This window comes from Geothrix alkalitolerans (assembly GCF_022808885.1).
GTDB classification, from domain to species: Bacteria; Acidobacteriota; Holophagae; order Holophagales; family Holophagaceae; genus Geothrix; species Geothrix alkalitolerans.
This window is the reverse complement of the sequence record NZ_JAKZLE010000009.1, coordinates 1-23,264: the sequence shown is the minus strand read 5'-3', so window position 1 is coordinate 23,264 and position 23,264 is coordinate 1. Positions and strand designations below refer to the sequence as shown.

Annotated in this window: 27 protein-coding genes; 10 read left to right on the top strand and 17 right to left on the bottom strand. The window is 69.6% G+C overall.

Going from position 1 to position 23,264, the window contains the following annotated elements:
• Positions 1-12 precede the first annotated feature (12 nt).
• The 4 genes from MLJ35_RS15285 to MLJ35_RS15270 form a co-directional block, all read right to left on the bottom strand.
• Positions 13-1,269 carry a hypothetical protein gene (locus MLJ35_RS15285; protein WP_243384100.1) on the bottom strand — a complete coding sequence of 419 codons (1,257 nt, stop codon included), beginning with the start codon at positions 1,267-1,269 and terminating at the stop codon, positions 13-15.
• Positions 1,266-1,514 carry a hypothetical protein gene (locus MLJ35_RS15280; protein WP_243385026.1) on the bottom strand — a complete coding sequence of 83 codons (249 nt, stop codon included), beginning with the start codon at positions 1,512-1,514 and terminating at the stop codon, positions 1,266-1,268. The genes MLJ35_RS15285 and MLJ35_RS15280 overlap by 4 nt, the downstream gene beginning before the upstream one ends.
• Positions 1,511-2,986 carry a DUF2339 domain-containing protein gene (locus MLJ35_RS15275; protein WP_243385025.1) on the bottom strand — a complete coding sequence of 492 codons (1,476 nt, stop codon included), beginning with the start codon at positions 2,984-2,986 and terminating at the stop codon, positions 1,511-1,513. The genes MLJ35_RS15280 and MLJ35_RS15275 overlap by 4 nt, the downstream gene beginning before the upstream one ends.
• A gap of 78 nt (positions 2,987-3,064) precedes the next feature.
• Positions 3,065-4,522, bottom strand: a complete 1,458-nt coding sequence (locus MLJ35_RS15270; RefSeq protein ID WP_275976446.1) for a GGDEF domain-containing response regulator — start codon at positions 4,520-4,522, stop codon at positions 3,065-3,067.
• Positions 4,523-4,662: 140 nt separating this feature from the next.
• Between MLJ35_RS15270 and MLJ35_RS16175 the strand changes: the two genes are divergently transcribed.
• Positions 4,663-6,111: an NFACT RNA binding domain-containing protein gene (locus MLJ35_RS16175; protein ID WP_338028449.1), complete on the top strand. Its 1,449-nt coding sequence runs from the start codon at positions 4,663-4,665 to the stop codon at positions 6,109-6,111.
• A 33-nt stretch (positions 6,112-6,144) separates the two neighbouring features.
• Here MLJ35_RS16175 and MLJ35_RS15255 read toward each other — a convergent pair whose 3' ends face one another.
• The 5 genes from MLJ35_RS15255 to MLJ35_RS15235 are packed head-to-tail and all read right to left on the bottom strand — an operon-like array spanning position 6,145 to position 9,586.
• Positions 6,145-6,663, bottom strand: a complete 519-nt coding sequence (locus MLJ35_RS15255) for an SPOR domain-containing protein (protein ID WP_243383867.1) — start codon at positions 6,661-6,663, stop codon at positions 6,145-6,147.
• Complete coding sequence (locus tag MLJ35_RS15250) at positions 6,660-7,742, bottom strand: beta-ketoacyl synthase N-terminal-like domain-containing protein (RefSeq protein ID WP_243383866.1); 1,083 nt, start codon at positions 7,740-7,742, stop codon at positions 6,660-6,662. Before MLJ35_RS15250 ends, MLJ35_RS15255 begins: the two co-directional genes overlap by 4 nt.
• Positions 7,739-8,917, bottom strand: a complete 1,179-nt coding sequence (locus tag MLJ35_RS15245; RefSeq protein WP_243383865.1) for a beta-ketoacyl-[acyl-carrier-protein] synthase family protein — start codon at positions 8,915-8,917, stop codon at positions 7,739-7,741. The genes MLJ35_RS15250 and MLJ35_RS15245 overlap by 4 nt, the downstream gene beginning before the upstream one ends.
• On the bottom strand, positions 8,914-9,318 hold the full coding sequence (locus MLJ35_RS15240) for a 3-hydroxyacyl-ACP dehydratase FabZ family protein (RefSeq protein ID WP_243383864.1): 405 nt from the start codon (positions 9,316-9,318) through the stop codon (positions 8,914-8,916). The genes MLJ35_RS15245 and MLJ35_RS15240 overlap by 4 nt, the downstream gene beginning before the upstream one ends.
• A gap of 10 nt (positions 9,319-9,328) precedes the next feature.
• Positions 9,329-9,586: a phosphopantetheine-binding protein gene (locus MLJ35_RS15235; protein WP_243295036.1), complete on the bottom strand. Its 258-nt coding sequence runs from the start codon at positions 9,584-9,586 to the stop codon at positions 9,329-9,331.
• A gap of 139 nt (positions 9,587-9,725) precedes the next feature.
• Between MLJ35_RS15235 and MLJ35_RS15230 the strand changes: the two genes are divergently transcribed.
• The 4 genes from MLJ35_RS15230 to nuoD are packed head-to-tail and all read left to right on the top strand — an operon-like array spanning position 9,726 to position 12,438.
• Positions 9,726-10,106, top strand: a complete 381-nt coding sequence (locus tag MLJ35_RS15230; protein WP_243322762.1) for an NADH-quinone oxidoreductase subunit A — start codon at positions 9,726-9,728, stop codon at positions 10,104-10,106.
• A 2-nt stretch (positions 10,107-10,108) separates the two neighbouring features.
• Positions 10,109-10,717: an NADH-quinone oxidoreductase subunit B gene (locus MLJ35_RS15225; protein WP_243383863.1), complete on the top strand. Its 609-nt coding sequence runs from the start codon at positions 10,109-10,111 to the stop codon at positions 10,715-10,717.
• A gap of 13 nt (positions 10,718-10,730) precedes the next feature.
• The gene (locus tag MLJ35_RS15220; protein ID WP_243383862.1) at positions 10,731-11,225 is read left to right on the top strand and encodes an NADH-quinone oxidoreductase subunit C; all 495 of its coding nucleotides are present in this window, start codon (positions 10,731-10,733) and stop codon (positions 11,223-11,225) included.
• A gap of 40 nt (positions 11,226-11,265) precedes the next feature.
• Positions 11,266-12,438: an NADH dehydrogenase (quinone) subunit D gene (nuoD, locus tag MLJ35_RS15215; protein ID WP_347710753.1), complete on the top strand. Its 1,173-nt coding sequence runs from the start codon at positions 11,266-11,268 to the stop codon at positions 12,436-12,438.
• A gap of 56 nt (positions 12,439-12,494) precedes the next feature.
• Here the strand turns inward: nuoD and MLJ35_RS15210 are convergent, their stop codons facing one another.
• Entirely contained in the window at positions 12,495-12,983 is a 489-nt protein-coding gene (locus MLJ35_RS15210; RefSeq protein WP_243322770.1) for a MarR family winged helix-turn-helix transcriptional regulator, read from the bottom strand.
• Positions 12,984-13,099: 116 nt separating this feature from the next.
• On the opposite strand from MLJ35_RS15210, the gene MLJ35_RS15205 reads away from it, so the two are divergent.
• The 3 genes from MLJ35_RS15205 to nuoF all read left to right on the top strand — a co-directional run bounded on the left by MLJ35_RS15205 (position 13,100) and on the right by nuoF (position 15,748).
• Positions 13,100-13,693, top strand: a complete 594-nt coding sequence (locus MLJ35_RS15205; RefSeq protein ID WP_243383861.1) for a YceI family protein — start codon at positions 13,100-13,102, stop codon at positions 13,691-13,693.
• Between the two features lie 94 nt (positions 13,694-13,787).
• Positions 13,788-14,363, top strand: a complete 576-nt coding sequence (locus tag MLJ35_RS15200; RefSeq protein ID WP_243383860.1) for an NADH-quinone oxidoreductase subunit NuoE family protein — start codon at positions 13,788-13,790, stop codon at positions 14,361-14,363.
• A 14-nt stretch (positions 14,364-14,377) separates the two neighbouring features.
• Positions 14,378-15,748, top strand: coding sequence for an NADH-quinone oxidoreductase subunit NuoF (gene nuoF, locus MLJ35_RS15195; protein ID WP_243383859.1), 1,371 nt, complete (start codon positions 14,378-14,380; stop codon positions 15,746-15,748).
• A 72-nt stretch (positions 15,749-15,820) separates the two neighbouring features.
• Here nuoF and MLJ35_RS15190 read toward each other — a convergent pair whose 3' ends face one another.
• Positions 15,821-16,570, bottom strand: a complete 750-nt coding sequence (locus tag MLJ35_RS15190) for a cytidylate kinase-like family protein (RefSeq protein WP_243383858.1) — start codon at positions 16,568-16,570, stop codon at positions 15,821-15,823.
• Positions 16,571-16,693: 123 nt separating this feature from the next.
• Between MLJ35_RS15190 and MLJ35_RS15185 the strand changes: the two genes are divergently transcribed.
• Positions 16,694-18,034, top strand: a complete 1,341-nt coding sequence (locus tag MLJ35_RS15185; RefSeq protein WP_243383857.1) for a metallophosphoesterase — start codon at positions 16,694-16,696, stop codon at positions 18,032-18,034.
• Between the two features lie 34 nt (positions 18,035-18,068).
• Here MLJ35_RS15185 and MLJ35_RS15180 read toward each other — a convergent pair whose 3' ends face one another.
• The 5 genes from MLJ35_RS15180 to MLJ35_RS15160 form a co-directional block, all read right to left on the bottom strand.
• On the bottom strand, positions 18,069-18,482 hold the full coding sequence (locus tag MLJ35_RS15180) for a nuclear transport factor 2 family protein (protein ID WP_243383856.1): 414 nt from the start codon (positions 18,480-18,482) through the stop codon (positions 18,069-18,071).
• A 39-nt stretch (positions 18,483-18,521) separates the two neighbouring features.
• Positions 18,522-19,019, bottom strand: coding sequence for a hypothetical protein (locus tag MLJ35_RS15175; RefSeq protein WP_243383855.1), 498 nt, complete (start codon positions 19,017-19,019; stop codon positions 18,522-18,524).
• Positions 19,020-19,161: 142 nt separating this feature from the next.
• A complete protein-coding gene (gene argF, locus MLJ35_RS15170; protein ID WP_243383854.1) occupies positions 19,162-20,154 on the bottom strand; it encodes an ornithine carbamoyltransferase in 993 nt (330 codons plus the stop codon).
• Positions 20,155-20,239: 85 nt separating this feature from the next.
• Complete coding sequence (locus MLJ35_RS15165; protein WP_243383853.1) at positions 20,240-20,566, bottom strand: acyl-CoA carboxylase biotin carboxyl carrier protein subunit; 327 nt, start codon at positions 20,564-20,566, stop codon at positions 20,240-20,242.
• Between the two features lie 10 nt (positions 20,567-20,576).
• Positions 20,577-22,118, bottom strand: a complete 1,542-nt coding sequence (locus MLJ35_RS15160; protein WP_243383852.1) for an acyl-CoA carboxylase subunit beta — start codon at positions 22,116-22,118, stop codon at positions 20,577-20,579.
• Between the two features lie 205 nt (positions 22,119-22,323).
• On the opposite strand from MLJ35_RS15160, the gene MLJ35_RS15155 reads away from it, so the two are divergent.
• Positions 22,324-22,752 (top strand): CBS domain-containing protein, encoded by a 429-nt coding sequence (locus MLJ35_RS15155; RefSeq protein WP_243383851.1) that lies wholly within the window; start codon positions 22,324-22,326, stop codon positions 22,750-22,752.
• Positions 22,753-22,768: 16 nt separating this feature from the next.
• Here MLJ35_RS15155 and MLJ35_RS15150 read toward each other — a convergent pair.
• The coding region (locus MLJ35_RS15150) for a hypothetical protein (protein WP_243383850.1) at positions 22,769-23,264 on the bottom strand (496 nt) is incomplete at its 5' end.

The following is a 23,264-nucleotide window of genomic DNA, read 5'->3' as shown; positions in this document are numbered from 1 at the left end:
GGCTTCCCGGCGTCATGCGGCGGGGCTCTCCTTCAGCAGCTTCCAGGCGACCGCGGCCAGGACCAGCACCGCGATCCCCGCCAACCAGGGCATCCAGGGCCGGGCGCGCTCGTCGGCGCCGACGCGGCGGGGAAGGCCCTGGGGATCGGGCTCGCTGGCGCCGAGGGTCAGGGCGGCGGCGGCGGTCAGGACCTGGAGGGAGGGCAGGGCGCCCAGGCTGCCAGGCGCGGGTTTGGCCTCCCCCCCCAGGTGGAGGACGTAGGCCTGTCCCGCCTCCACGGGGAAGATCAGGGTCTGCCGCCGCACCAGGGCGCGCACCTGCTGGGGCGTGGCGCCGTCGGGCAGCGTCAGGGTGAGCGTCTTCGCCAGCGTCGGCGCGAGGGCGATGCGGCTGGAGCGCGTGCCCAGCGCCGGGAGGTTCCAGACGAGGTCACCGCCGGTCCAGGTCTGAGCCATCGTCTGGGCCATGCCGGGCCGCTCCGCCTCGACCCGCTCTCCCACCCGGACTTCCGGCGCGAGGGGCGCGGCCGGCGGCGCCAGCACCAGATCGAGCCCCACGATGCGCTCCGTGTCGGGCAGCGTCAGCCGCCAGGTTCGCGGCCGGCCCGGCTCCGGGGCGAGGGTGCCCTCGAGGGCCAGCTCCGCTTCCAGGGCCTCGGGCCGGGTCTCCGCCCGCACCGCGAGGCCGCGGATGCGCGGAGCTTCCCCCTGCGAGGCCACCAGCACCAGGCGGTAGCGCTGGCCGTCCCAGGGGAGGTGGAGGGTGTGCCGGCGCCCCGAGGGCGACAGGTCGTAGAGGTGCATGGCTGCGGGGGCATCGTAGGTGATGAAGCCGCGGCCGTCGCCCTCGTCCTCGCGTCGCCGTTCGGCCTTCACCTGAGCCACCCAGGGGGCGCGTCCGTCGAGGTCGAAGTCGAGCTCCAGCGTCTCCCGCTCGCCCACCCGCCAGCCCTCGGGAAGCTTCAGCGAGAACTCGGCCGTGGGCCGGCCCTCGGCGTCCCGCCCGGTCAGCAGGCGATCCAGGGCCAGGGTGCGCGATTCCCAGAGACCCTCGCGGGCCACCAGGAAGGGAACGCTCCGCCCCTCCGCATCGCCGATCCAGGCACCCTTCATCTGACGCTGGGCATCCGCGTCCAGTGGCAGGCGCGCCCACCCGCTGGCGGCCGGCGCCAGGATGGGTCGCCGGCGCAGGGCTGCGGCGTCCTCGCGGGCGCAGGCGAGGCCGAGCAGGAGGAGGCCCAGGGGAGCGATCAGTCGGATGGAGGTCATGCGTTCCCCTCGGGATGATGCCGGTGGGCGAGGATGGCGGCCGCCATGCCGATGGCCCCCACGCCGAGGAAGGCCAGGGCGCGCAGGGGGGTGTCGGCGCGGTCGAGGTCCGACACGATGAGCTTGAAGCTGGCGATCCCCATCCAGGCATAGCCGGCGGCGAGCAGGGCGCGGCGGGCCGCCTCGCGCTGGCCCAGCCCCCGCATCCACTGCCAGGCGCCGGACAGGGCCCACACCAACGTCATGGCGATGGAGGCGGCGCGGGAGGGGCCCCAGGCGGCCGGGGGGGGGTCTGGAGCCACTGCACCAGCCGGGCCGCTTCGAAGGCCAGGGTCACGTTGGCCGTCACCTCCAGGGCGAGGAACGAGACCACGCCCAGGGGGCCGCCGCGCCGTGTGAGCAGGAACCAGGCGGCGGAGGCCAGGGCTCCTTCGACGAAGGAGGCATGAAGGAAGGGCACCGTCCCGCTGCCGTGGAAGAAGAGGCTGTCCAGGCCGTGGAAGGCCCAGCGGAGCGTGGTGAGCAGCGCCATGCCCGCCGCCAGCCAGCGCAGGGCGGTGGCCTCCTGCGTGAACTCCCCCTCCTCGGCCTTCCGGGAGGCCCAGGCCAGGCCCAGGGCGAAGACGCCCCAGAGGGGGCCGACCCAGCGCCAGGCCAGGGCCACGGGCACCGCCAGGGCGAGATGCCCCGTGGCCAGGGCCAGCAGGCCCCAGTCCGCGTGGCGGCCGCCCAGGCGGCGGCGCAGCGGCTTCACGAGAGCCAGGTTCAGGGCGGCGAGGCCGAGAACCGGTCCCGCGAAGGCTTCGGGCGCGAGGTCCAGGCGCTTCCACACCAGGCCGCCGTACGTGGTGGCCAGGATCGAGGCGACCAGCCAGAGCACGGTCGGCGTGCCCGGTTTCTCCTCCCGTCCTGGTAGCCAGGCCCAACCTCCGGCCAGGGCCAGGTGGAGGGCCAGCAGGCCCGCCAGGGCCGGGGCGTCGGCCTTCAGCACCTCGGTGCAGGCCGGGAGCAGCAGGAGCCAGGTGCCGATGAGCGCGGTCCAGCGGGCGCCGTGCCAGGCCTCCCCGGTCCTGGCGAGGTAGGGCACCGCCAGCGCCGCGGCCATGAGCACGGCCAGGTAGATGGCCAGGGCCACCTCGTGGTGGCCGCCCTGGCTGAAGACCAGCGGCGCGGCGAGGCCGGAGACCAGGGCCACGGTCAGGGCGCCGCCGCTGCGGCCCCGGGCCGCCAGACCGCCGGCCACCAACGTGACCAGGGCCGCCGCCACCAGGCCCAGGGTGGCGGGGTAGAAGTGGTAGGCCATGGCCCCGGCCCGGAAGGTGAACTGCAGGGTGCCCAGGCCCGCCAGGAGCAGGGCCACGCCCAGGCGGCGTCCCTCACCGAAGATGAGCTTCCCCGCGGTGCCGGCGATGGCGGCGCCGACCAGCAGCCCCAGGGCGAAGCGCAGCTCGGCCCCGAGCCAGCCCTGCTGGATGGCCCAGTGGAAGAAGAAGACGGCCCCCACGAGGAAGAGGGAAGCCGCCGCACCGGCGATCCAGACCACCGGAGAAAGCGGCTTCCGGGGCGCGGCGGCAGGTGCTTTGCGGGCCCTGGGCGCGGTGGGCGGAGGCACGGGCGCCTGCTGGCGCTGGAGGAGCCAGGCCACCTGGGCCTCCAGGCGGGCCACCCGCTCGGTGAGATCCGGGGAGGCGGACTGATCCTGCGGAAGCTCGGCCATGAGGTCTCCATACGGAAGCGTATGGAATCATGGGATGGCGGTTCCGGCCCTGTCAAGCGGCCTGGTCTTCCCGGCAGGTCAGCCGATGACGCGGTCCCGGCCCTCGGCCTTGGCCCGGTAGAGGGCCTTGTCGGCCCGGGCCAGCAGGCGCTCCAGGCTGTCCGCGGGGCCTTCCCAGGTGGCCAGGCCGACGCTCAACGTCACGCGGTCGTTCTTGGGAAGTCCCGGCAGGGGCTCGAGGGCCACCTGCTCGCGGAGCCGCTCCGCCAGGGCGCGGATGCCCTCCAGCTCGGTCTGGGGCCCATAGGCCAGGAACTCCTCGCCGCCGATGCGGCCCAGCTGGTCCACCTTGCGCAGGGCGAAGGACATCCGCTGGGCCATGACGCTGAGCACCTGATCGCCGGTGGCGTGGCCGAAGCGGTCGTTCACGGCCTTGAAGTGGTCCAGGTCGATGAGCATCAGCGACAGGCTCTGTCCGAACCGCCCGCACTGATCCACCTCGATCTTGAGCATGTCGAGGATGTGGCGCCGGTTGAACAGGCCCGTCAGCGGGTCGCGGATGGCCTGGTGGTAGAGGCGGAGGCGGGAGTCCTCCAGGGTGAGGAGGCGGCCCAGCTCCTCGTTGGCGATCTCGAACAGCCGCTCATATTCCTCGACGGAGCGGCGTTCGGCGAAGAAGCCCAGGGCGCCCACGGCCGGGTAGCCGGGCATGAGGGCGGGCAGCACGCGCATCACCGGATCCCGGAGGGTGCGCCGCCGTTCGTCGCCGTCATCCACGGGGTGCCATCGGCACTCGGTCGGAACCCCGGCGGGCGAGAACTGGAGGAGGGCGGTCTCGAGGGCCCGGCGGTCCTCCTCGCTGGCCGAGGTGCCGTGGGCCCCGTGGCAGACGGTGCCTTCTTCGCCCATGTAGGACACCAGGATGGCTCCCGGCAGCACGAGCTCCTGGAGGATCTCGATGAACCCGCGGATGAGCCGCAGGGTGTCGTGCTCCACGGTGTAGAGGCGGGAGATGGAGTCGCGCAGCGCCGTCTCCACCACGCGCTGCTCCAGGGCCATGGCCAGGCGGCGCTGGATGGCGTCCACGCCGAAGTTCTCCTGGGCGAGCCGGGGGGTGCCGGGAAGGGGCCGCAGCCGGTCGGTCTGCTCCACCAGGGAGGTGGCCGCCTCCACCACATGGTCGAGGTCCCGCCCCTTCACCAGGAAGCGGTCCGCCCCGCAGGTCTTGGCCCAGAAGCGCGCCAGGCCCACGCCCTGGGCCGTCAGCAGGAGCACGGGCAGGTTGCGCGTGGCCCGGTCGTCCTTCAGCAGGCGGCAGAGCTGGTAGCCGTCCAGCAGGGGCATGACGCAGTCGCTCACCACCACGTCCGGGCATTCCGTGGCGAGGACGATGAGTGCCTCGGCGCCGTTCTTGGCCTCGAGGGTGGTGTGTCCGTGCCGCTGGAAGAGGTGATGCAGGAGGCTCAGCTGAATGGGATTGTCGTCCACCAGGAGTACCTGGAGGGTCTTGGTGGCCTTGGCTGCGGCAATCGTCATGGGTCCAGCGTCAGGTGGAGGAGGAAAGCCGGATGAGGGGGGAGGTGGGAACCCTCCCGGGGCCAGACATGGGATGCTGGACGGGGAGGCTGCCCCATGATGGCCACCGTCGGGTGGAAAGAACAGAGAAAGGTGAGTCCGTGGATGCACCCCTGATCCTGGCCCTGAGCCGGACGTGGCTCCGGGAACGGGGGGAGCTGCCTGTGGAGGCCGTCTGGGCCTCGAACCGGGCCCTGGGCCTGCGCTGGGCGGGACGGAAGGCCGCCGAGGGCTGGGTGCTGCTGCTCCAGCCCAGGCCCGAGCTCTGGCTGCTGGACTCGGCCCATCCCGCCTGGGCGCGCCTCCAGGCCGAGGCCCCGAAGGACAGCGGGAAGCTCTGGGGCCCCTGGCTCCAGGGGGCGAGGCTGAAGGCCGTGGAGGGGGACCCGCGGGAGCGCTGGCTGGGCCTCGTCTTCCAGCGCCGGGCCATCACGGGCCGCCTGGAGACCGTGCGCCTGGCCTTCCAGGCCATCCCCGGCCGGGCCGGCATCCGGGCGGATGGTCTGGATACCCAGATGCCCCGCCTGGGCTTGGGCTCGCCCTTCCCTGCCGCGGCGCCGGAGCCGCAGGAGGACCCGCCCCCCCTCCGTCGCTGGCGAGACCGGTGGGGCGCGGACCTGGAGCGGGCCCTGGCGGGGGAGATCCCCGAAGTCCTGGAGGGCGAAGGGGGCCTGCTGGACCGGCATCACGCCTGGTCCGCGGCCCGGGCCGAGGAACTGATCCTGGCCCCGGCCCAGGCGGCGGTCGAGCGGAAGCGCCAGGCGGAGGTCGCGCGTATGGCGCGGCTGGCCCAGGCCCTGGCCCGGGACCGGACGAAGCACGAGGCGGTGCTGCCTCTCAAGGTCCAGGCCCAGCGTCTGGCGGCGGAGCTGTACCGCCTCAAGGGGGCCACGGGGGAGGCCGTGCTGCTGGATGGGACGCGCGTGCCCCTGCCGGAAGGGCGCCTCGCCGAGGATGCCGCCCAGGCCTGGTTCGCCGCGGCCAAGAAGGCCGAGCGGGGCCTGGCCCGGGTGCGGGAACTGGAGGCAGAGCTCGCCCGCGAGCGGTCGGCCTGGGCGGAGCGGATGGAGTCCGAGGCCGCGGGCCTTGCGCCGGAGCCGCCTTCCACGCGACAACGGAGCGGCAAGGACGCGGCGAAAGGCCAGGGGACGAAGCGGATGGGCGCACCGGAGACGAAACGAAAGGACGGCAAGGGCGCGGCCTTCCGCAGCGTCATGGTGGACGGCTTCGAGGTGCTCATCGGCAAGGGCGATGCGGAGAACGACCAGCTCACCTTCAAGGTGGCCGACAACACGGACTTTTGGCTGCACGTGGCCAGCGTGCCCGGCAGCCACGTGGTCATCCGCAATCCCGACAAGCTGAGCGAGCTGCCGCGCCACGTGCTGGAGCGGGCCGCCGAGCTGGCCGCCTACCACAGCAAGGCCCGCGACGGCGGCAAGGTGGAGGTCCACCTCGCCCGCATCGCCGACATCAGCAAGCCCCGCGGCTTCGCGCCGGGCAAGGTGATCCTGAAAAAGTGGGTGGGGATCCGCGTCTATCCCAAACCCTGAGGTCCCAAGCCGTGAAGGTTCAGCCTGTGGAGGCTACTCCGCCTTCACGGCGAAGGGCTTGAAGCCCGCCTTCTTGAGCCTCTCGGCCGTCTTGTCGATGGCGGCGCGGTCTGCCGACTTGGCGAGGCGCACCTTCAGCTGGCCCTTGTCCTTGAGGGTGGTGGTGGCGAAGCCGGCGGCCTTGGCCTTGTCGGCCACGCGCTTGGCCTCGGCCGCATCAGAGGTGGACACGAGCTGGAGGGTCCAGGCACTCTCCCGAGCTGGGGCCGCCTCAGGTTTCGGCTCGGGTCTGGGAGCGGAGGCATCCACCCGCGGGGTGGCCACGAGCTTGTCCGGGCCGTCGCCTTCGAAGATCTTGAGCTGGTCGACCAGCGGCTCGGGAAGGTCCTTGAGCTCCTCCTCCACGCCTTTCTGGGCAGGGCGGCGCAGAGCCGCGCCCTGCTTGCCGACCTGCACGCCCAGGACGAAAGCCAGGGTGACCAGGCCCACGCCCACGCCCGCCACCCACAGGATGGATTGGCTGCCGATGCTGATCTGGTCACGCTGGGTCATCGTCGTTCCAGCCTAACGCCTTCGAACAGCGCCGCGAACTGGGCACCCGAACTGGCGGGGGCGGTGACGAGGGCGCGTTCCGCGGGTTCCAGCAGCGCCGCCGCCAGCAGCTGGCCGCCGGAGCCGCCGAACTCGCCCCAGAGGGCCTTGGGGAAGCGGGCCGCGGGCCAGTCCGGATGGGCGGCGGCCAGACGGGCCTCCAGGGCGTCGAGCCGGCCCAGACCGTTGCTGCCGCCGATCCATCTGGTCGGAGCGGCCTCGCCAAGGGCCTCTATCGATGCCTCGGCCAAGGCCCGCGCCCGGATCTCGATTCCGGCTCCAGGCGCGGACCGCGAGGTCACGGCGCGCAGGCGGGCCCGGGGGCGGGCGCCCCGGGCTTCGGCGCGTTCCCGGGTCTCCAGCAGGAAGGCCTGGGCCCCTTCGCCCGGCAGGAAACCCCGGTCTGAGCCCACCTCGGGGCGGCCGTGCCGGGCCAGCAGGCGGGCGCCGGCGCAGATGTCGAGGAGCAGGGGGAAGAGGCCATCCGCCCCCAGGACCAGCGCGGCGTCCGCCAGGCCGGCGCGCAGCCAGCGGGTCGCCTGCTCCAGGGCCGCGAGGGCGGCGCTCTCCCGGTCCACGAAGGTGGCGCTGGGGCCCTTGAGGCCGAAGGCCAGGGCCAGGTGGCCGCTGGCGGCGTTGGCCACCGTGTTGGGGAAGAGCAGGGGCGAGGCCCCATCGGGTCCGCGCTGGAGGTAGGGCCGCATGAAGGCTTCGCTGGCCTCGCTGCCGCCGGTCATGGTGCCCACAGCCACGGCGATGCGGTCGCCCACCGGCTTCGGATCCAGGCCCGCATCCTGGAAGGCCTGGTGCGCTGCTACCCAGGCGAATCGCGAGACGCGATCCAGGCGCCGCAGCTGCATGGGTGGGATGATGCCGGCGGGGTTGAACGCGGCGCAGGCGGCGCCCCGGCCCTGGCCCAGCGTTTCCGGCAGATCCGCGAAACAGGGCTGCCCCGAGGCGAGACAGGACCCCGCGGCCTCGATGCCGTCCCCGCAGGGCAGCACCAGGCCCAGGCCGGTGATGACGAGGTCGCCGCTCATGCCCCGCTCCAGCGGCGCAGGGCCAAGCTCACGTTGTTGCCCCCGAAGGCGAAGGCATTCACCAGCGCCGCGCGGAGCCGGCGCTGCTTCGCCACCAGGGGCGTGCAATCCAGGTCGCAGGCGGGGTCCGGGTCCTCCAGCCGCAGGGTGGGGCTCACCGCCTGGTCGCGCAGGGCCAGGATGGCGGCGGCGGCCCCGAAGGCTCCGGCGGCGCCCAGGGTATGGCCGAACTGGCTCTTGGTGCTGGTGACGGAGACGGCGTCGGCGGCCGCGCCCAGGGCCCGGCGGATGGCCAGGCACTCGGCGCCGTCGTTGGCGGGGGTGGCCGTGCCGTGGGCGGAGACCAGGTCCACCTCGGCGGGATCCAGCCGGCCCGTGCGGAGGGCCATGGCCATGGCCCGGGCCGCGCCTTCGCCCTCGGGATGGGGCGCCGTGGCATGGTGGGCGTCCATGCTGGCGCCGTAGCCCAGCACCTCGGCGTAGATGGTGGCGCCCCGGGCCAGGGCCCGGTCCAGGGGCTCCAGCAGGATCTGCACGGCGCCCTCGCCCAGGTTGAGGCCCGCCCGATCCCGGCTGAAGGGACGGCATTTCCGGGCATCCACGGCCTTGAGGCTGGAGAAGCCCGCATAGGTGGTGCGGCAGAGGCCCTCGGCACCCCCGGCCACGGCCAGGTCCAGCTCCCCGGCGGCCAGGCGCTCCCAGGCCTGGCCCAGAGCCAGGAGGCTCGAAGAGCACGCGTTCATGACGGTGGCGCGGGGGCCTTCGGCGCCGAGCACCCGGGCGAGGGCGTCCGTGACGGTGCAGGGGCTCTGGTAGGCGGGCTCCGCGGCCCGGCCGCGATGCCCGGCCAGGCGATCCTCCAGGTAAACCTCGGCCACGGGCAGGCCGCTGGTGCCCGCGCCCTGGAAGACGCCGATACGGGCTGGATCGCCGCTGGGCTGGAAGCCGCCGAGCGCCTCCACCAGGGCCCTCAGGGCGGCGACCTCGCACAGGGTCTGGTGCCGAAGGGGTTCCAGGGCCACCTGGCCGGCGACCTGGGCCGGTTCCGCCGGCAGGTCCAGGCGGGAGAGGGGTCCCAGGCCGTCCCGTCCGGCGAGCATGGCGGACCAGGTGCCTTCGCGGTCCAGGGCCAGCGAACTCACGATGCCGAGGCCCGTGACCGCCACGCGGTTCATAGGCGCTTCACCAGCAGGGTCGCAGTGCAGAGGTCTCGCCCTTCGCAGGTCGCGGCGCATTGAAGGCGCATCAGCCCCGCGAAGGCGCCTTCCGCGGCCACCTCCAGGCGCAGCCGGTCTCCGGGAACGGCCGGGGCGTGGAACCGGGCGTCCCGCACGCCCGCCAGGAAGATGGAAGCCCCGTGGAGGGTTTCCGCCTCCAGGAAGCCGCCGGCCTGGGCCAGCATCTCGAGCAGCAGGGGGCCGGGGACCTGGGCACCCCCGGCGGGGTGGTCCAGGAGGTAGGGCTCACCGGCCGTGACGAGCTTCTCGGCCACCACCCGCAGGCCCGGCTCCCGCTCCAGCAGCCGGTCCACGAGGAGCAGGGGCGCGCGATGCGGGAGGTGGGCCAGGATGTCCATGGGCGGGACGTCAGGCTTTGGCGTGCTCGGCGATGAAGTCCGTGAGGGCCTGGACGGACTTGAACGCCCGCATGCCCGCGGCCTCGTCCTCGATCTTCACCCCGAACACCTGCTCGATGCCCAGCACGAGTTCCAGGGCGTCGATGGAGTCGAGCCCCAGCCCTTCTCCGAAGAGGGGGGCCTGGTCCTCGATCTGGTCCGGGGTCAGGCCCTCAAGCTTCAGGCGCTCGATGATCATCTCTTTGACGCGCAGCTTGAGGTCGCTCATGACAATCCCGGCAGATCAGTGGAAGTGGTGATTCTATCCTCAACCCGGGGGCCCGGTGGGGTTGTGATATTGGCACGGTTTCGGGATCCGCAAAGGGCGCTAAGCTGGATCCTCGCGGAACCCTCCGCCCGAGAGCGCCATGGCCCATCCCGCATCGCCCTTCCTGCCGGTCCTGATCCTGCTGCTGGTCGCCGCCGTGACGGCCGTCGCCATCCTCTTCCTGTCGGGCAAGGCGCTGGCCCTGCTCAAGCCCCGCAACCCGCAGGAGGCCAAGCTGCGGCCCTACGAGTGCGGCGTGCCCATCCAGCAGCCCGGGGCGCGGCACAAGTATTCCGTGCGGTTCTACCTCACGGCCATGCTGTTCATCCTGTTCGACGTGGAAGCCGCCTTCCTCCTGCCCTGGGCCGTGAACTTCAAAAAGGCGCTTTGGACCTTCGTCCCCATGTTGAGCTTCATGGCCACCCTGCTCGTGGGCTTCATCTACGCCTGGGGCAAGGGCGCCTTCGAGTGGGAGCACTGACCATGGCCGAGATGAACCTCAACGACGCGGTGGTGACCACCCGCCTGGACGCGGTCGTCAACTGGGGCCGCAAGAACAGCCTCTGGCCCATGCCTTTCGGCACCGCCTGCTGCGCCATCGAGTTCATGAGCATGCAGGCCTCCAAGTACGACATGAGCCGCTTCGGCGCCGAGGCCATGCGCTTCAGCCCCCGCCAGAGCGACATGATGATGATCCTCGGCACCGTCACCAACAAGATGGCGCCGGTGCTGCGCACCATTTACGCCCAGATGGCCGAGCCCAAGTGGGTGATCTCCTTCGGTGTCTGCGCCAGCTCCGGTGGCATGTACCGCACCTACGCCACACTCCAGGGCGTGGACCGGGTGATTCCCGTGGACGTCTACGTGCCAGGCTGCCCGCCCCGGCCCGAGAGCATGCTCTACGGCGTGATGAAGCTGCAGGAGAAGATCGAGAAGGAATCCCTCTCCATGCGCAAGGACCACATCGCGCGGTTCTACGAAAGCCTGGCACGGCAGGACGCGCTCCAGGCGGAAAAGGGCCTCACGGGCCAGCAGACCATCCGCGAGATGCTGCTGGACGCCGCGGAGCGCGGCGCGGGCACGATCTTCTAGCCTGGGGAAGACCATGATCATCGAGCACATCGACGCACAGCTGCCGGGCGCCATCACCGACCGCCATGACTTCCGGGGCGACCAGACCGTGGTCGTCGCGAAGGAGAACCTGCTGCCCCTGGTGGACCTGATCCACCGGGAGGGCTTCCAGCTGCTGGTGGACATCACCGCCGTGGACTGGCCGGAGCGTGAGCAACGGTTCGACGTGGTCTACCACTGGCTGAACCTCGCCAGCCAGGAGCGCCTGAGGGTGAAGGTGCCCGTGGCCGACGGCGAGACCGTGCCCACCCTGACCGGCCGCTTCAAGACCGCCGACTGGTTCGAGCGCGAGGTCTTCGACCTCTTCGGCATCCGCTTCGAGGGCCACCCGAACCTGAAGCGCCTGCTCACCTGGGACGACTTCCAGGGGCACGCGCTCCGGAAGGACTTCCCCCTGGATGGCGGCGATCCCTTCTGCATGGAAGGCTGCACCGCTCCCTACAACAACGGCGAACGGGCCAGGGGCTGAGGACGCTATGACCATGGATTCCATCGCCCTCTCCCGCCAGATGCTCGACGGCGATCACATGATCGTCAACTTCGGGCCCTCGCACCCCACCACCCACGGCACCCTGCGCATCGTCCTCGAGCTCGAAGGCGAGACCATCATCCGGGCCACCCCGGAGATGGGCTACCTGCACCGCGGCGTGGAGAAGCTGGGCGAGAGCCTCAGCTACCAGCAGTTCATTCCGCTCACCGACCGCCTGAACTACTGCAGCTCCATCATGAACAACGTGGGCTACGCCTGCGCCGTGGAGAAGCTGCTCGGCATCGAGATCCCCAAGCGGGCCCAGCAGATCCGCGTGCTGGTCTCCGAGCTGGCCCGCATCGCCGACCACATCGTCTGCGTGGGCGTGAACGCCGTGGACATCGGCGCCTTCACCGCCTTCCTCTACCTCTTCAAGCAGCGCGAGACCGTCTACGACCTCTTCGAGATGGCCGCCGGCCAGCGCCTGCACACCAGCTTCACCCGCATCGGCGGCCTCTTCCGCGACATCCCAGAGGGCTTCGTGCCCCTGACCGAGCGGTTCCTCGTGGAATGCGAGGCGGCCGTGGACGAGTGCGAGCGTCTCCTGACCCACAACCCCATCTGGTACAACCGCACCAAGGGCATCGGCGCCATCAGCCCCGAAGACGCCGTGAACAGCGGCTACACGGGCCCCTGCCTGCGCGCCGCCGGCGTGCCCCAGGACCTCCGCAAGGCCCAGCCCTACCTGGGCTACGAGACCTACGACTTCGACATCCCCGTGGGCACCACCGGCGACGTGTTCGACCGCTACCTGGTTCGCATCGAGGAGATGCGCCAGAGCCTGCGCATCATCCGCCAGGTGCTGGACCGCCTGGAGCCCGGCCCCGTCATCGTGGACGACTACAAGGTGGCCCTGCCGCCCAAGGAGAAGGTCTACACGCGGATGGAGAGCCTCATCCACCACTTCAAGCTCATCATGCACGGCATCGACATGCCCGTGGGCGAGGTCTACAGCGCCACCGAGGCGGCCAACGGCGAGCTGGGCTTCTACCTCGTGAGCGACGGTGGCAAGAACCCCTACCGCATCCGGGTCCGTCCGCCCTGTCTGCCCATCTTCAGCAGCTTCGAGGAGCAGGTGAAGGGCTGCCTGATCGCCGACGCCGTCGCCGTCCTCGGCGCCATGAACATCATCGCTGGCGAGCTCGACCGCTGACGCGCCGAGTGAGCATCATCGCCGGCGGGCTCGACCGCTGACGCGCCGCCCGCAGATTACTTGCCCAGGGCCTCCAGCTGGGCCCGGTAGTCGTCCCGCAGGCGCTCCAGCATGGCCAGGAGCTGGTTGCGCTCCTCCACGGAGAGGCAGCGGTCCACCTGCTGGCAGAGTGCCTGATGGCAGTCGTGCATGCGGGCCTCCAGGGCCAGGCCCTTGGCCGTGATCTGCACCCGGCTGCCCCGGCGGTCGGAGGGATTCTCGCAGCGCTTCACCAGGCCCCGGGCCTCCAGGCGGTTCACCAGGCGGGGCACGTCCGCGAAGCGGTAGATCATCCGGCAGCGGATGTCCTTCACCAGGTAGCCGTCCTTCCCGCCCCCCTTGAGGATGCGCAGGACGTTGAACTGCTGGTCGGAGAGGTCCTCGGGCTCATAGAGCGCCTGGTCGAAGAGCCGCGCGACATACTCCCGGGTCAGGAGGATCGCCAGGGCCACCTCGTGGCCCGGCTCGAGGGGCTTGGTGATCTGGAGTTCTTCCTGGATGTGCATGGTTCTGCTCCGGCTGATCCAAGATTGACATGATTTCCCCCAAAAAAGGTGTTGCAACTTCATTGGAAGCGCCTAGACTGAATTGCATGGTGAAACACCTAATTTCTGGAGGCTCCATGCGACACCCCTTCCGCACCCTGCTCGCCACCCTCGCCCTGGCGGCCGTGCCCGCCCTGGCCGGCCAGGACACCTACAAGATCGACCCGGTCCACAGCGAGGTCAGCTTCAAGGTCAGCCACCTGCTCGCCAAGGTCAGCGGCCGCTTCACGAAGTTCGAAGGCACCATCCAGGTCGACACCGCCGACATCAGCAAGTCCAGCGTGGCCGTCACCATCGACGCCGCCAGCCTGACCACGGACAACGAGGCCCGCGACAAGCACCTGAAGTCCCCCGACTTCTTCGACGTGGCGAAGTACCCCACCATCACCTTCAAGAGCACCTCCGTGAAGGAAGTGGCCAAGGGCAAGCTGGAGATCACCGGCGACTTCACCCTGCATGGCGTGACTCGGCGCATCACCTTCCCCATCACCAACGCCGGCACCCAGCCTGGCATGGCGCCCGGCAGCGTGGTGGCAGGCTTCATCGACGGCGCCCTCAGCCTCAACCGCAATGAGTACGGCATCAAGACCTTCCCCGGCGTCATCGGCGAGACCGTCGCCGTCAGTCTGAACGCCGAGGCCGGCAAGGTCGCCCAGACCGCCCAGAAGTAACCGGACGTCCCGTTTCGTGATGGGGGGCACAGGGGTTTACCCCGGTGCCCCCCAGCGTCTTTGGGCTAAACTGGCCGTTCATGCGAGCGCGCCCATGAACCATCCTCTGCCTCCCGAGACCTCGAACGAGCCCCTAGCCCCGGGCCAGCGGCTGCCGGAATCCGAACGGAAGGAATTCAGCCCCGAGGCCCTGGCGGAGATCCAGGCCCTCATGGTCAAGTTCCCGGACAAGCTCGCGGCCACGCTGCCGGCGCTGCACATCGCCCAGCGCGAGTTCGGCTTCGTGAGCCTCTCGGCCATGAAGGCCGTGGCCAAGGCCATCGGCATCCCCGAGGGCCACGTCTTCGGCGTCGCCACGTTCTACACGATGTACCAGAAGGCCCCGGTGGGTCAGTTCCACCTCCAGGTCTGCACCAACATCAGCTGCGCCCTGCGCGGCGCCGCCCAGCTGCTGGAGAAGGTCTGCGAGAAGACCGGCGTGAAGCCCGGCCAGGGCCCCAGCGCCGACGGCATGTGGAGCGTGGAGGAGGTCGAGTGCCTCGCCGGCTGCGGAAGCGGCCCCTGCGTGCAGGTGAACCACGATGTCTACGACGAGTTCGTGGACGAGAAGAAGCTCCTCGAGGTGATGGAAGCCTGCAAGCGGGGCGATTACCGGCCTTGGGCCCACTGAGCGGAGACACAGACATGGCCGCCATTCGCACCAAGCCCGATCCCCAGATCTACACCTTCCCCGGCTTCGGCACGGAGAAGTACCCGAACCTGATGCTCCGCGGGGCGGGGGACCTGGACAACTGGCACCTCAAGGTCTACGAGCAGAAGCACGAGGGCTACGTGGCCCTGAAGGCCGCGCTGAAAATGGAGCCGGTGGCCGTGGTCGAGGAAATGAAGACCTCCGGCATCCGCGGCCGCGGCGGCGCGGGCTTCCCCTGCGGCCTGAAGTGGTCCTTCATGCCCAAGGACACGCCCGAGCGGAAGTTCACGCGCTACCTCGTCTGCAACGGCGACGAGGGCGAGCCCGGCACCTTCAAGGACCGCGCCATCCTCGAGTACAACCCGCACCAGCTCATCGAGGGCATGATCATCGGCGGCTGGGCCATGCAGTGCAAGCTGGGCTTCGTCTACATCCGCGGCGAGTTCCTCTGGCTCATCGAGAAGCTGGAGGCCGCCATCCAGCAGGCCCGCGATGCCGGCTACCTCGGCAAGAACATCCTGGGCACGGGCTGGGACTACGACATCCTCGTCTACCGCGGCGCCGGCGCCTACATCTGCGGCGAGGAGACGGCCCTGCTGAACTCGCTGGAAGGCCGCCGCGGCGAGCCCCGCGTGAAGCCGCCCTTCCCGGCGGCCAAGGGCGCCTTCGGCCAGCCCACCACCGTGAACAACGTGGAGACGCTCGCGGCCGTGCCCCCCATCCTCCGCATGGGCGGCGCCGAGTACGCCAAGCTGGGCACCCCCAAGAACACGGGCACCCGCATCTTCGGCGTCAGCGGCCACGTGAAGCGCCCGGGCCTCTTCGAGCTGCCCCTGGGCACGCCCATGGACTTCGTCGTGAACGAACTGGCGGGCGGCTCCAGCACCGGCAAGAAGATCAAGGCGATCATCCCCGGCGGTGCCAGCGCCCCCATGTTCGACGAGAAGGACTTCGACTGCCCGCTGGACTTCGACACCGTGAAGGCCCGCGGCTCCATGGCCGGCTCCGGCGGCCTCATCTGCATGGACGAGGACACCTGCATGGTGCAGGCCACCCTGCGCCTCATCCGCTTCTACGCCCACGAGAGCTGCGGCCAGTGCACGCCCTGCCGCGAAGGCTGCAACTGGATGGAGATGGTGCTCCACCGCATCGAGCACGGCGAAGGCCGCATGGAGGACCTGGACCTGCTGGCCAGCCTCACACCCCGCATCGGCCTGCGGACCCTCTGCCCCCTCGGCGACGCCGCCTGCGGCCCCATGGACTCCGCCCTCCAGAAGTTCCGCCACGAGTTCGAGCATCACATCACCCACAAGACCTGCTACGCCCAGGGCTCGCGGCTGCTGACCGCGGTGGGCGCGCACTAGCGGCCATCCTTCCGTTCCGCAGAACCGGGCGCCGACGGCGCCCGGTTCCTTGTTCGGGAAAGGTCGCGCCACTCAGGAGCCGACCAGGGTCGGGTGCGCGGGGCCGGCCTTGTAGCCGCCCTTCAGATCAGGCCAGCCGCATTCGACAAGCCGGAGGCACGCCTGGGCGACGCTTTCCACCCGCTGTCGTCCGTTGTTGAAGACGGCGTCGTACCAGTGGAAGGAGGTGATGTCCGTGTGCAGGCACTCGCTGATGAACTTCTCTCGCAGCTTGGACTGGACCCGGACCACGTCCCCGGCGTCCTCCATGGGCATCTCGAGGCGGCGCGCGATGGATCGGACGCGGAACTCGAAGCTGCCCACCAGGCGGAAATGGAAGCAGTTCTTCATGTCCTGGCAGACGACAGCCCCGCCCCGGCCGACGATGATCGCACCCCCGGCCATGGCGATGGGGACCAGGTGCTGCACCACCTTGGCGTAGGCGTCATCGTGGGTGAGGAAGCCGAAATGCGTCCGGAGGACATCCTGGGCGTGGCTTTCGTTCCCGAGGTGGGCCAGGAGCTCCCGGGAGAGCTTTTCGTCGGAGGCCACCTGATCCACCAGCGCCTTGTCGAAGATGGTCCAGGGCAGGCCTGTCACCTCGTCGAGGAGGGTTTTCAGGTGGAGGGCCAGGGGATAGCCCTGGCAGCCGAACTCCCTGGAGATGGTGATGGTGGGCAGGTTCCGCCTTTGATGGGAGCGCGCGAGCCGCTCCTGCAGCTCGGTCCACGTGCATTCCCGCTTCTCGATGCTCGGGACGAGGGACGCCAGGGGCTTGGGCATACGACCTCCAGTGGCGGGACAGCCAGGCGAGGACGGCCGGCGCTTGGAGCATAAGGCCTTCCTGGGCACAGGCAAGGCCCGGATCGTCTGGAGCCTCCTGGGAGGACCACCTACCCTGGAAGGATGCGCCTCTCCATCCTCCTCCTGCTCGCCTCGCTCCTCCGGGCCCAGGAGGTCTTCCTGGTGCAGCCCTACCTGCAGCTGGGCGATGCTCCGAAGGCGGCGGCCGTGGACCGGCTGGATCTGTTGTGGCAGACCGAGGATCGTGACGCCGCCTGGCGCGTGGAGGTGAAGGTCGGCGACCGCTGGAAGCCCCTGCGGCCCGCCTTCCGCCGGCTGGATGCGCCGCCTCTGCCGCCCCACCGCATCTACCGGGCCACCCTGAAGGACCTGCCGCCGGGGGCCCGCGTGCCCTATCGGGTGAAGCGGGATGGCGCGGTGGTGTTCGAGGCTCAGGCGCAAGTGCGCAAGCCTGACGCCCATCGGATGGTGGTGTTCGGGGATGCGGCGGACGGGTCGCGGGAACAGGCGGCCCTCGCGCAGGCCGTGGCCGGCGCGCATCCGGACGCAGTCCTCCTTGTCGGGGACCTGGTCTATGGCATGGGCCTGGCCTCCGAGTACCGCCAACGCTTCTTCCCGGTCTACAACGGCGGCTCCCGCCCGCTCATGGCGGAGGTGCCGTTCCTGGGCCTGCCCGGCAATCACGACGTGCCGTTCCGCCGCGCTCCGGATGCGGCCGCCTATTTCGCCTACTGGTCCCTGCCCCTGAACGGGCCCGCCCTGGAGCCCGGCGGGCCGAACGCCGCGCCCGTCGTGGCCGGCGTGCACGATGCCATGGTGGCTGCCGCGGGCCCGGCCTTTCCCCGCATGGCCAGCTACAGCTTCGACTACGGCAAGGTCCACTGGACCGTATTGGATTCCAACGCCTACGCGGATTGGACGAGCCCGGTCCTGAGGGCCTGGCTGGAGGCCGACCTGAAGGCCGCGAAGGCGGCCACCTGGCGCATCGTGGCCCTCCACCACCCCCTGTTCCAGAGCTCCCGCAGCCACATGGATGACCAGTGGATGCGCCCCATCAGCCCCCTCCTCGAGAAGTACGGCGTGGACCTGGTGCTGGCCGGCCATGTCCACAACTACCAGCGCACGGCTCCCCTCCGCTTCACGCCCACGAAGGTGGGGCCCCGGGGCAGGCCGGTGGAGGGCACCTTCACCGTCGACGAGGCCTTCGACGGCAAGACGGTCACCCGGGCGAAGGGCGTCGTCCACATCGTCACGGGCGCCGGCGGGGCCGAGCTCTACGACCGCTGGCAGACGGATGTCCGCGCCAGCTGGCAGCCCTGGACCCGCGCCTTCGTCTCCGACCGGCATTCCTTCACGGTGCTGGACGTGGACGGCCGCGAGTTGAGGCTGCGGCAACTGGATGCCGAAGGGCGGGAGCTGGAGGCCGTGACGCTCACGAAGTGAGCTTGTCAGGGGCCGCTGGGACCGTGCGGGGAACCTAGCGTGTTCCTGAGGCGAGCGAATAGGCGCGGATCCTGTGGTCCCGCATCTCGAAGATCCAGGTGTCAGACCAGATGGCATCGGTCTGGACCTTGACCCGGGCCTGGATCGAGCCCTGGACCACCGCCAACGTCCCGACCTCCACGCGGAGGTCGGGGTGCTTGCGGAAGGTGGTCTGGAAGAAGGCCCGGATCTGTGGCTTCGAAAGGATTCCGCCGGATCCCCGGAAGACGGCGTCCTCGGTCAGGCACCGCATCATCCCCTCGAGATCCCGGCGGCCGTAGGCCTCCAGGAAGCTGAGTACGAGCCGGGTGTCCGGCGTGTCGGGGGCGGACGGGGCCAGCGCCGGGGGACGGCACGAGGCCAGGAGGATGATCACGGAAGCCACGGCGTACGGCGCGGTGCGTGTCATGCGCCACCTCCGCAGGCCGCCCGGGCCGTCGAACGGCGCCTAGCGGCCGAAATGGATCGAATAGGTCAGCGGCTTCGGCAGCTGGGGGCTCTTCACCGTGGCGGTGAGGGTCAGCGCCTTGCCGTCGGGGCTCAGCTTGAAGAAGTTGGTGCGCTCGCCGTCCTCGTTCTTGAAGGTCTGGACGAGCTGGTCCTTGCCCACCTGGGCGGCCACCATGAACTTCTCGCCGTCCTCGCGGGTCCAGGGCGCGGCCTTGCCGCCGGCGGGCATGAGGATGGGGGCCCGGTCGTCCAGCTTCACGGCCACGCCCTTGTCGGTGATGGTGATGGTGACCTTCCGGTAGGCGGGGTTCAGCTTCCTGAGCCGCCCGCGGGCGATGGGTCGCTTGTAGAAGGCCATCTCCTTCACCGTGGCGTCGATGGCCGCGGCGATGTCATCGGCCTTGGTCTGGGTCCAGGCGCCGGAGAGGGGAGGCTCCTGGGCCGCCAGAGACAGAGCCGCGAGTACAGGTACGATGAACAGCCGGGCTGCGCGCATGGGGACCTCCGTGGAATGGGTGGTCCCACCATAGCACCGGGTGGTCCGCGGCAACACCTTCAAACGCCAACCGCAGAGAACGCGGAGAAAAACCTTCTCTGCGTTCTCTGCGGTGAAACAACCGATGGGGCTGGGTCGTCCCCTACCCGATGGTCGCCACCATGACGGCCTTGATGGTGTGCATGCGATTCTCGGCTTCGTCGAAAACCACGCTGTGGCGGGACCGGAAGACCTCGTCCGTCACCTCGCGGATGTCGTGGCCGAGAGCCTTCTGCTCCTTGGCCAGCTTGGTCTCGAAGTCGTGGAATGCGGGCAGGCAGTGGAGGAACTTCACGTCCGGGTTGCCGGTCTTCTGCACCATCTCCATCGTGACCTTGAAGGGCGTGAGCAGTTTCACGCGCTGGGGGATCTGGTCCTCCTCGCCCATGCTGGCCCAGACATCGGTGTAGAGCACATCGGCGTCCTTGACGGCGGCGGCGACGTCATCGGTGACCTCGATGGTGGCGCCGGTCTCCTCGGCGGCCTTGCGGGCGGCGGCCAGCACGGCGGGATCGGGGGCGAGGTCTTTCGGCCCCAGGGCCACCATGTGCATGCCGGTCTTGGCGGCGCCGTACATCAGGGCGTAGCTCATGTTGTTGCGGATGTCGCCGCAAAATACCAGCTTCACCTTGTTCAGGGGCTTGGCCACGTGCTCCTCGATGGTGAGGAAGTCCGCCAGGATCTGGGTGGGGTGGTCGGTGTCCGTGAGGCCGTTCCACACGGGCACGCCGCTGTGCTGGGCCAGGGCCTCCACCACTTCCTGTTTGTAGCCGCGGTACTCGATGCCGTCGTAGAAGCGGCCCAGCACCTTGGCGCTGTCCTCGATGCTCTCTTTCTTGCCGACCTGAGAGCTGGCGCTGTCCAGGAAGGTCACGTGGGCGCCTTCCTCGAGGGCGCCGACCTCGAAGGCGCAGCGGGTGCGGGTGCTGGTCTTCTCGAAGAGCAGCACGATGTTCTTGCCCTTCAGGGCCTCGCCGTGGAGCCCCATGCGCTTCTTGGCCTTCAGGTCCCGGGAGAGGTCCAGGAGGTAGCGCACCTCCAGGGGGGTGAAGTCCATCAGCGTGAGAAAGCTGCGTCCCTTGAGGTTGACGGCCATGGGGTCCTCCGAAGCGAATCCAGGCCCCAGGGTAGCCGCCCCCCGGGGTGACGGCGGTCCGGAAGGCGCCGGCCCGAACCCCGGTTTACAGAGTGTCAGAGCCCGTCCGGAGGGTCACCAGCAGCTGCCCCTTGGCCACGGTCGCGCCGGGGGCCGCGGTCACGTCGAGCACGGTGCCGTCCAAGGGGGCCGCCACGTGATTCTGCATCTTCATGGCCTCGAGGACGAGAAGGCTCTGGCCGCGGCGCACGAGGTCCCCGGGCTTCACGAGGACTTCCAGGACGAGGCCGGGGATGAAGGCCGTGATCCGGCCCGGGTCCCTGGGTGCGTAGGCCTTCCGGAGGGTGTACTTCCGGGTGTGGGCCGTTTCGTAGACGGTGTCGTTCAGGGTGAGGGTCTGGCGCGTGGTCATGGAGGCTCGCTCAGAAGGGGGGCACGCCGTGCTTCCGGGCGGGCCGCGGCTCGTCCTTCTGCTCGGAGATCGCCAGGGCGTGGAGCAGGAAGTCGCGGGTCTGCCGGGGGGCGATGACCGCATCCACATGCCCATTGGCCGCGGCGACGTAGGGGCTGGCGAATTTCTCGGTGTATTCCTGGACCTTCTGCTTCCGGAAGGCCTCGGGATCGGCCGCGGCGGCGATCTCGCCCTTGAAGATGATGTTGGCGGCGCCCTCGGGGCCCATGACGGCGATCTCGGCGCAGGGCCAGGCGAAGACGAAGTCGGCGCCCAGGTGGCGGGAGCACATGGCAATGTAGCCGCCTCCGTAGGCCTTGCGCAGGATGACCGTGATCTTGGGGACGGTGGCCTCGCTGTAGGCGTAGAGCAGCTTGGCGCCGTGGCGGATGACCCCGGCGTGCTCCTGGTCCACGCCCGGCAGGTAGCCCGGCAGGTCCACGAAGGTCACCAGGGGAATGTTGAAGGCGTCACAGAAGCGGATGAACCTCGCGGCCTTGTCCGAGCTGTCCACATCGAGGACGCCGGCCAGCACGGCGGGCTGGTTGGCCACCATGCCCACGGTGCGGCCGTTCATCCGGGCGAAGCCCACCACGACGTTGGCGGCCCAGAGGGCCTGGACCTCCATGAAGTCCGAGCCGTCGCAGACGGCCCGCAGCACGTCGCGCACATCGTAGGGCCGGTGGGCCTCGGAGGGGATGATGCGCTCCAGGTCCTCCTCGGTGCGGGAGGGGCTGGTGTTGAAGGGGTCAGCCTTCTTGCGGTTGTTCCAGGGGATGAAGGTGACCAGGCGCTTCACCTGCTCGAAGCACGTGGCCTCGCTTTCCGCATAGAAATGGGCATTGCCCGAGATCTCGGACTGCACCCGGGCCCCGCCTAGGTCCTCCATGGAGATCTCCTCGCCCAGCACGGTCTTGATGACCTCCGGGCCCGTGATGAACATCTTGGAGATCTTGTCCACCACGAAGACGAAGTCGGTGAGGGCCGGGGAGTACACCGCTCCGCCCGCGCAGGGGCCCAGGATGATGGAGATCTGGGGGATGACGCCCGAGGCCAGGGTGTTGCGGTAGAAGATCTCGCCATAGCCCGCCAGGGAGTTCACTCCCTCCTGGATGCGGGCCCCGCCGGAATCGTTGATGCCGATGAGGGGGATGCCCAGCTTGATGGCGTGGTCCATGATCTTGGTGATCTTGCGGGCGTGGGCCAGGCCCAGGCTGCCCCCGGCCACGGTGAAGTCCTGGGCGTAGATGGCCACCGGGTGGCCCGCGATGGTGCCCGTGCCGGTGATGACGCCGTCCCCGGGCAGCTGCTTTTTCGCCATGCCGAAGTCGGAGCACTTGTGTTCCACGAAGAGGTCGTACTCATGGAAGGAATCGGGATCGAGGATGGCGGTGATGCGCTCCCGGGCCAGGAGCTTGCCCTGGGCAGCCTGCTTCCGGGCCGCCTCCGGATGGGGCTCCTTGGCTTCGGCTTGGCGGGCGGCGTGATCCTTGAGTTTCCGGGGGAGGGACATGGGCGATCCTTGGAGGCATTTCGCGGCCCTGAGCGCAGGTCCGGGCAGGCTTTCAAAAAGCTGACCCATGCATCATAAATGCCTTGTCCCGGGAAAATCCACGCCAAGGATCACGAATTCCCGGAACCGGAGGGTCCCATTGGGCCCTCCTTGGCCGTATAGTCAGGGCCATCCATTCCATCCAGTCCGGCGCCGGGAGGCACGCATGCGACCACTCGCCCAGTTGATCCAAGGCAAGAAGGCCCTGGTGTCGGTAGGCCCCGACGACACGGTGTTCACCGCCCTGACCCTGCTGGCCCAGCACGACATCGGCGCCCTGCTGGTGCTGGAAGGAGGTCGCCTGGTGGGAATCTTCTCGGAGCGGGACTACGCGCGGAAGATCATCCTCAAGGGCAAGTCCTCGAAGGACACCCTCGTGCGGGAGATCATGAGCGAGCGGGTGAGCTGCGTGACCCTGGGGGAGACCGTAGAGGAGTGCATGGCCCTCATGACGGGCAAGCACATCCGCCACCTGCCGGTCCTTTCGGAGGACAACGAGGTGCTGGGCATCCTCTCCATCGGCGACCTGGTGAAGGAAACCATCTCCGACCAGCGGTTCACCATCGATCAGCTGGTGCACTACATCCAGAACTGAGCCGCTCGGCCGGTGTCTAGCCCCGGGTCTTCTCCGGGACCTTGTTGTGTCGGTAGGAGCCGAGCAGGAGGTTGGGACCCTGCTGGGCCACGCCATCCTCCAGGGGCTCCGCGCCGTAGTAGAACTGGTGCTGCATGTAGACCAGCGAATGCCCGGCGAGCTCCGGGAGGCTGCGCAGCACGGCGAAGGCCAGGTGGATGAGCGCATCCGTCGTCTGGTACTGGGTCATGGAGACGCGGTCGAGAAGCAGGTGGTCCTCGTACTTGTTCATGGGGCGGGAATAGAAGATGGTCTTCCCGTTGAACAGGATGTCCGTTCCATCCGTGGCGATGGTGTAGGTCTTGCCCTTGTCCGTGACCTCGAACTTGAAGGCCGTGCCCCGCTTGAAGGCGGTCATCAGGCTCTGGAACTTCGGGTGATCCAGGTAGGCCGCCCCGAAGTTGACCTTCTTCACGGCGGGCTTCATCTCCTTCGCCGTGGGACCGTACATCATGCGGTTGTAGCGCATGAGC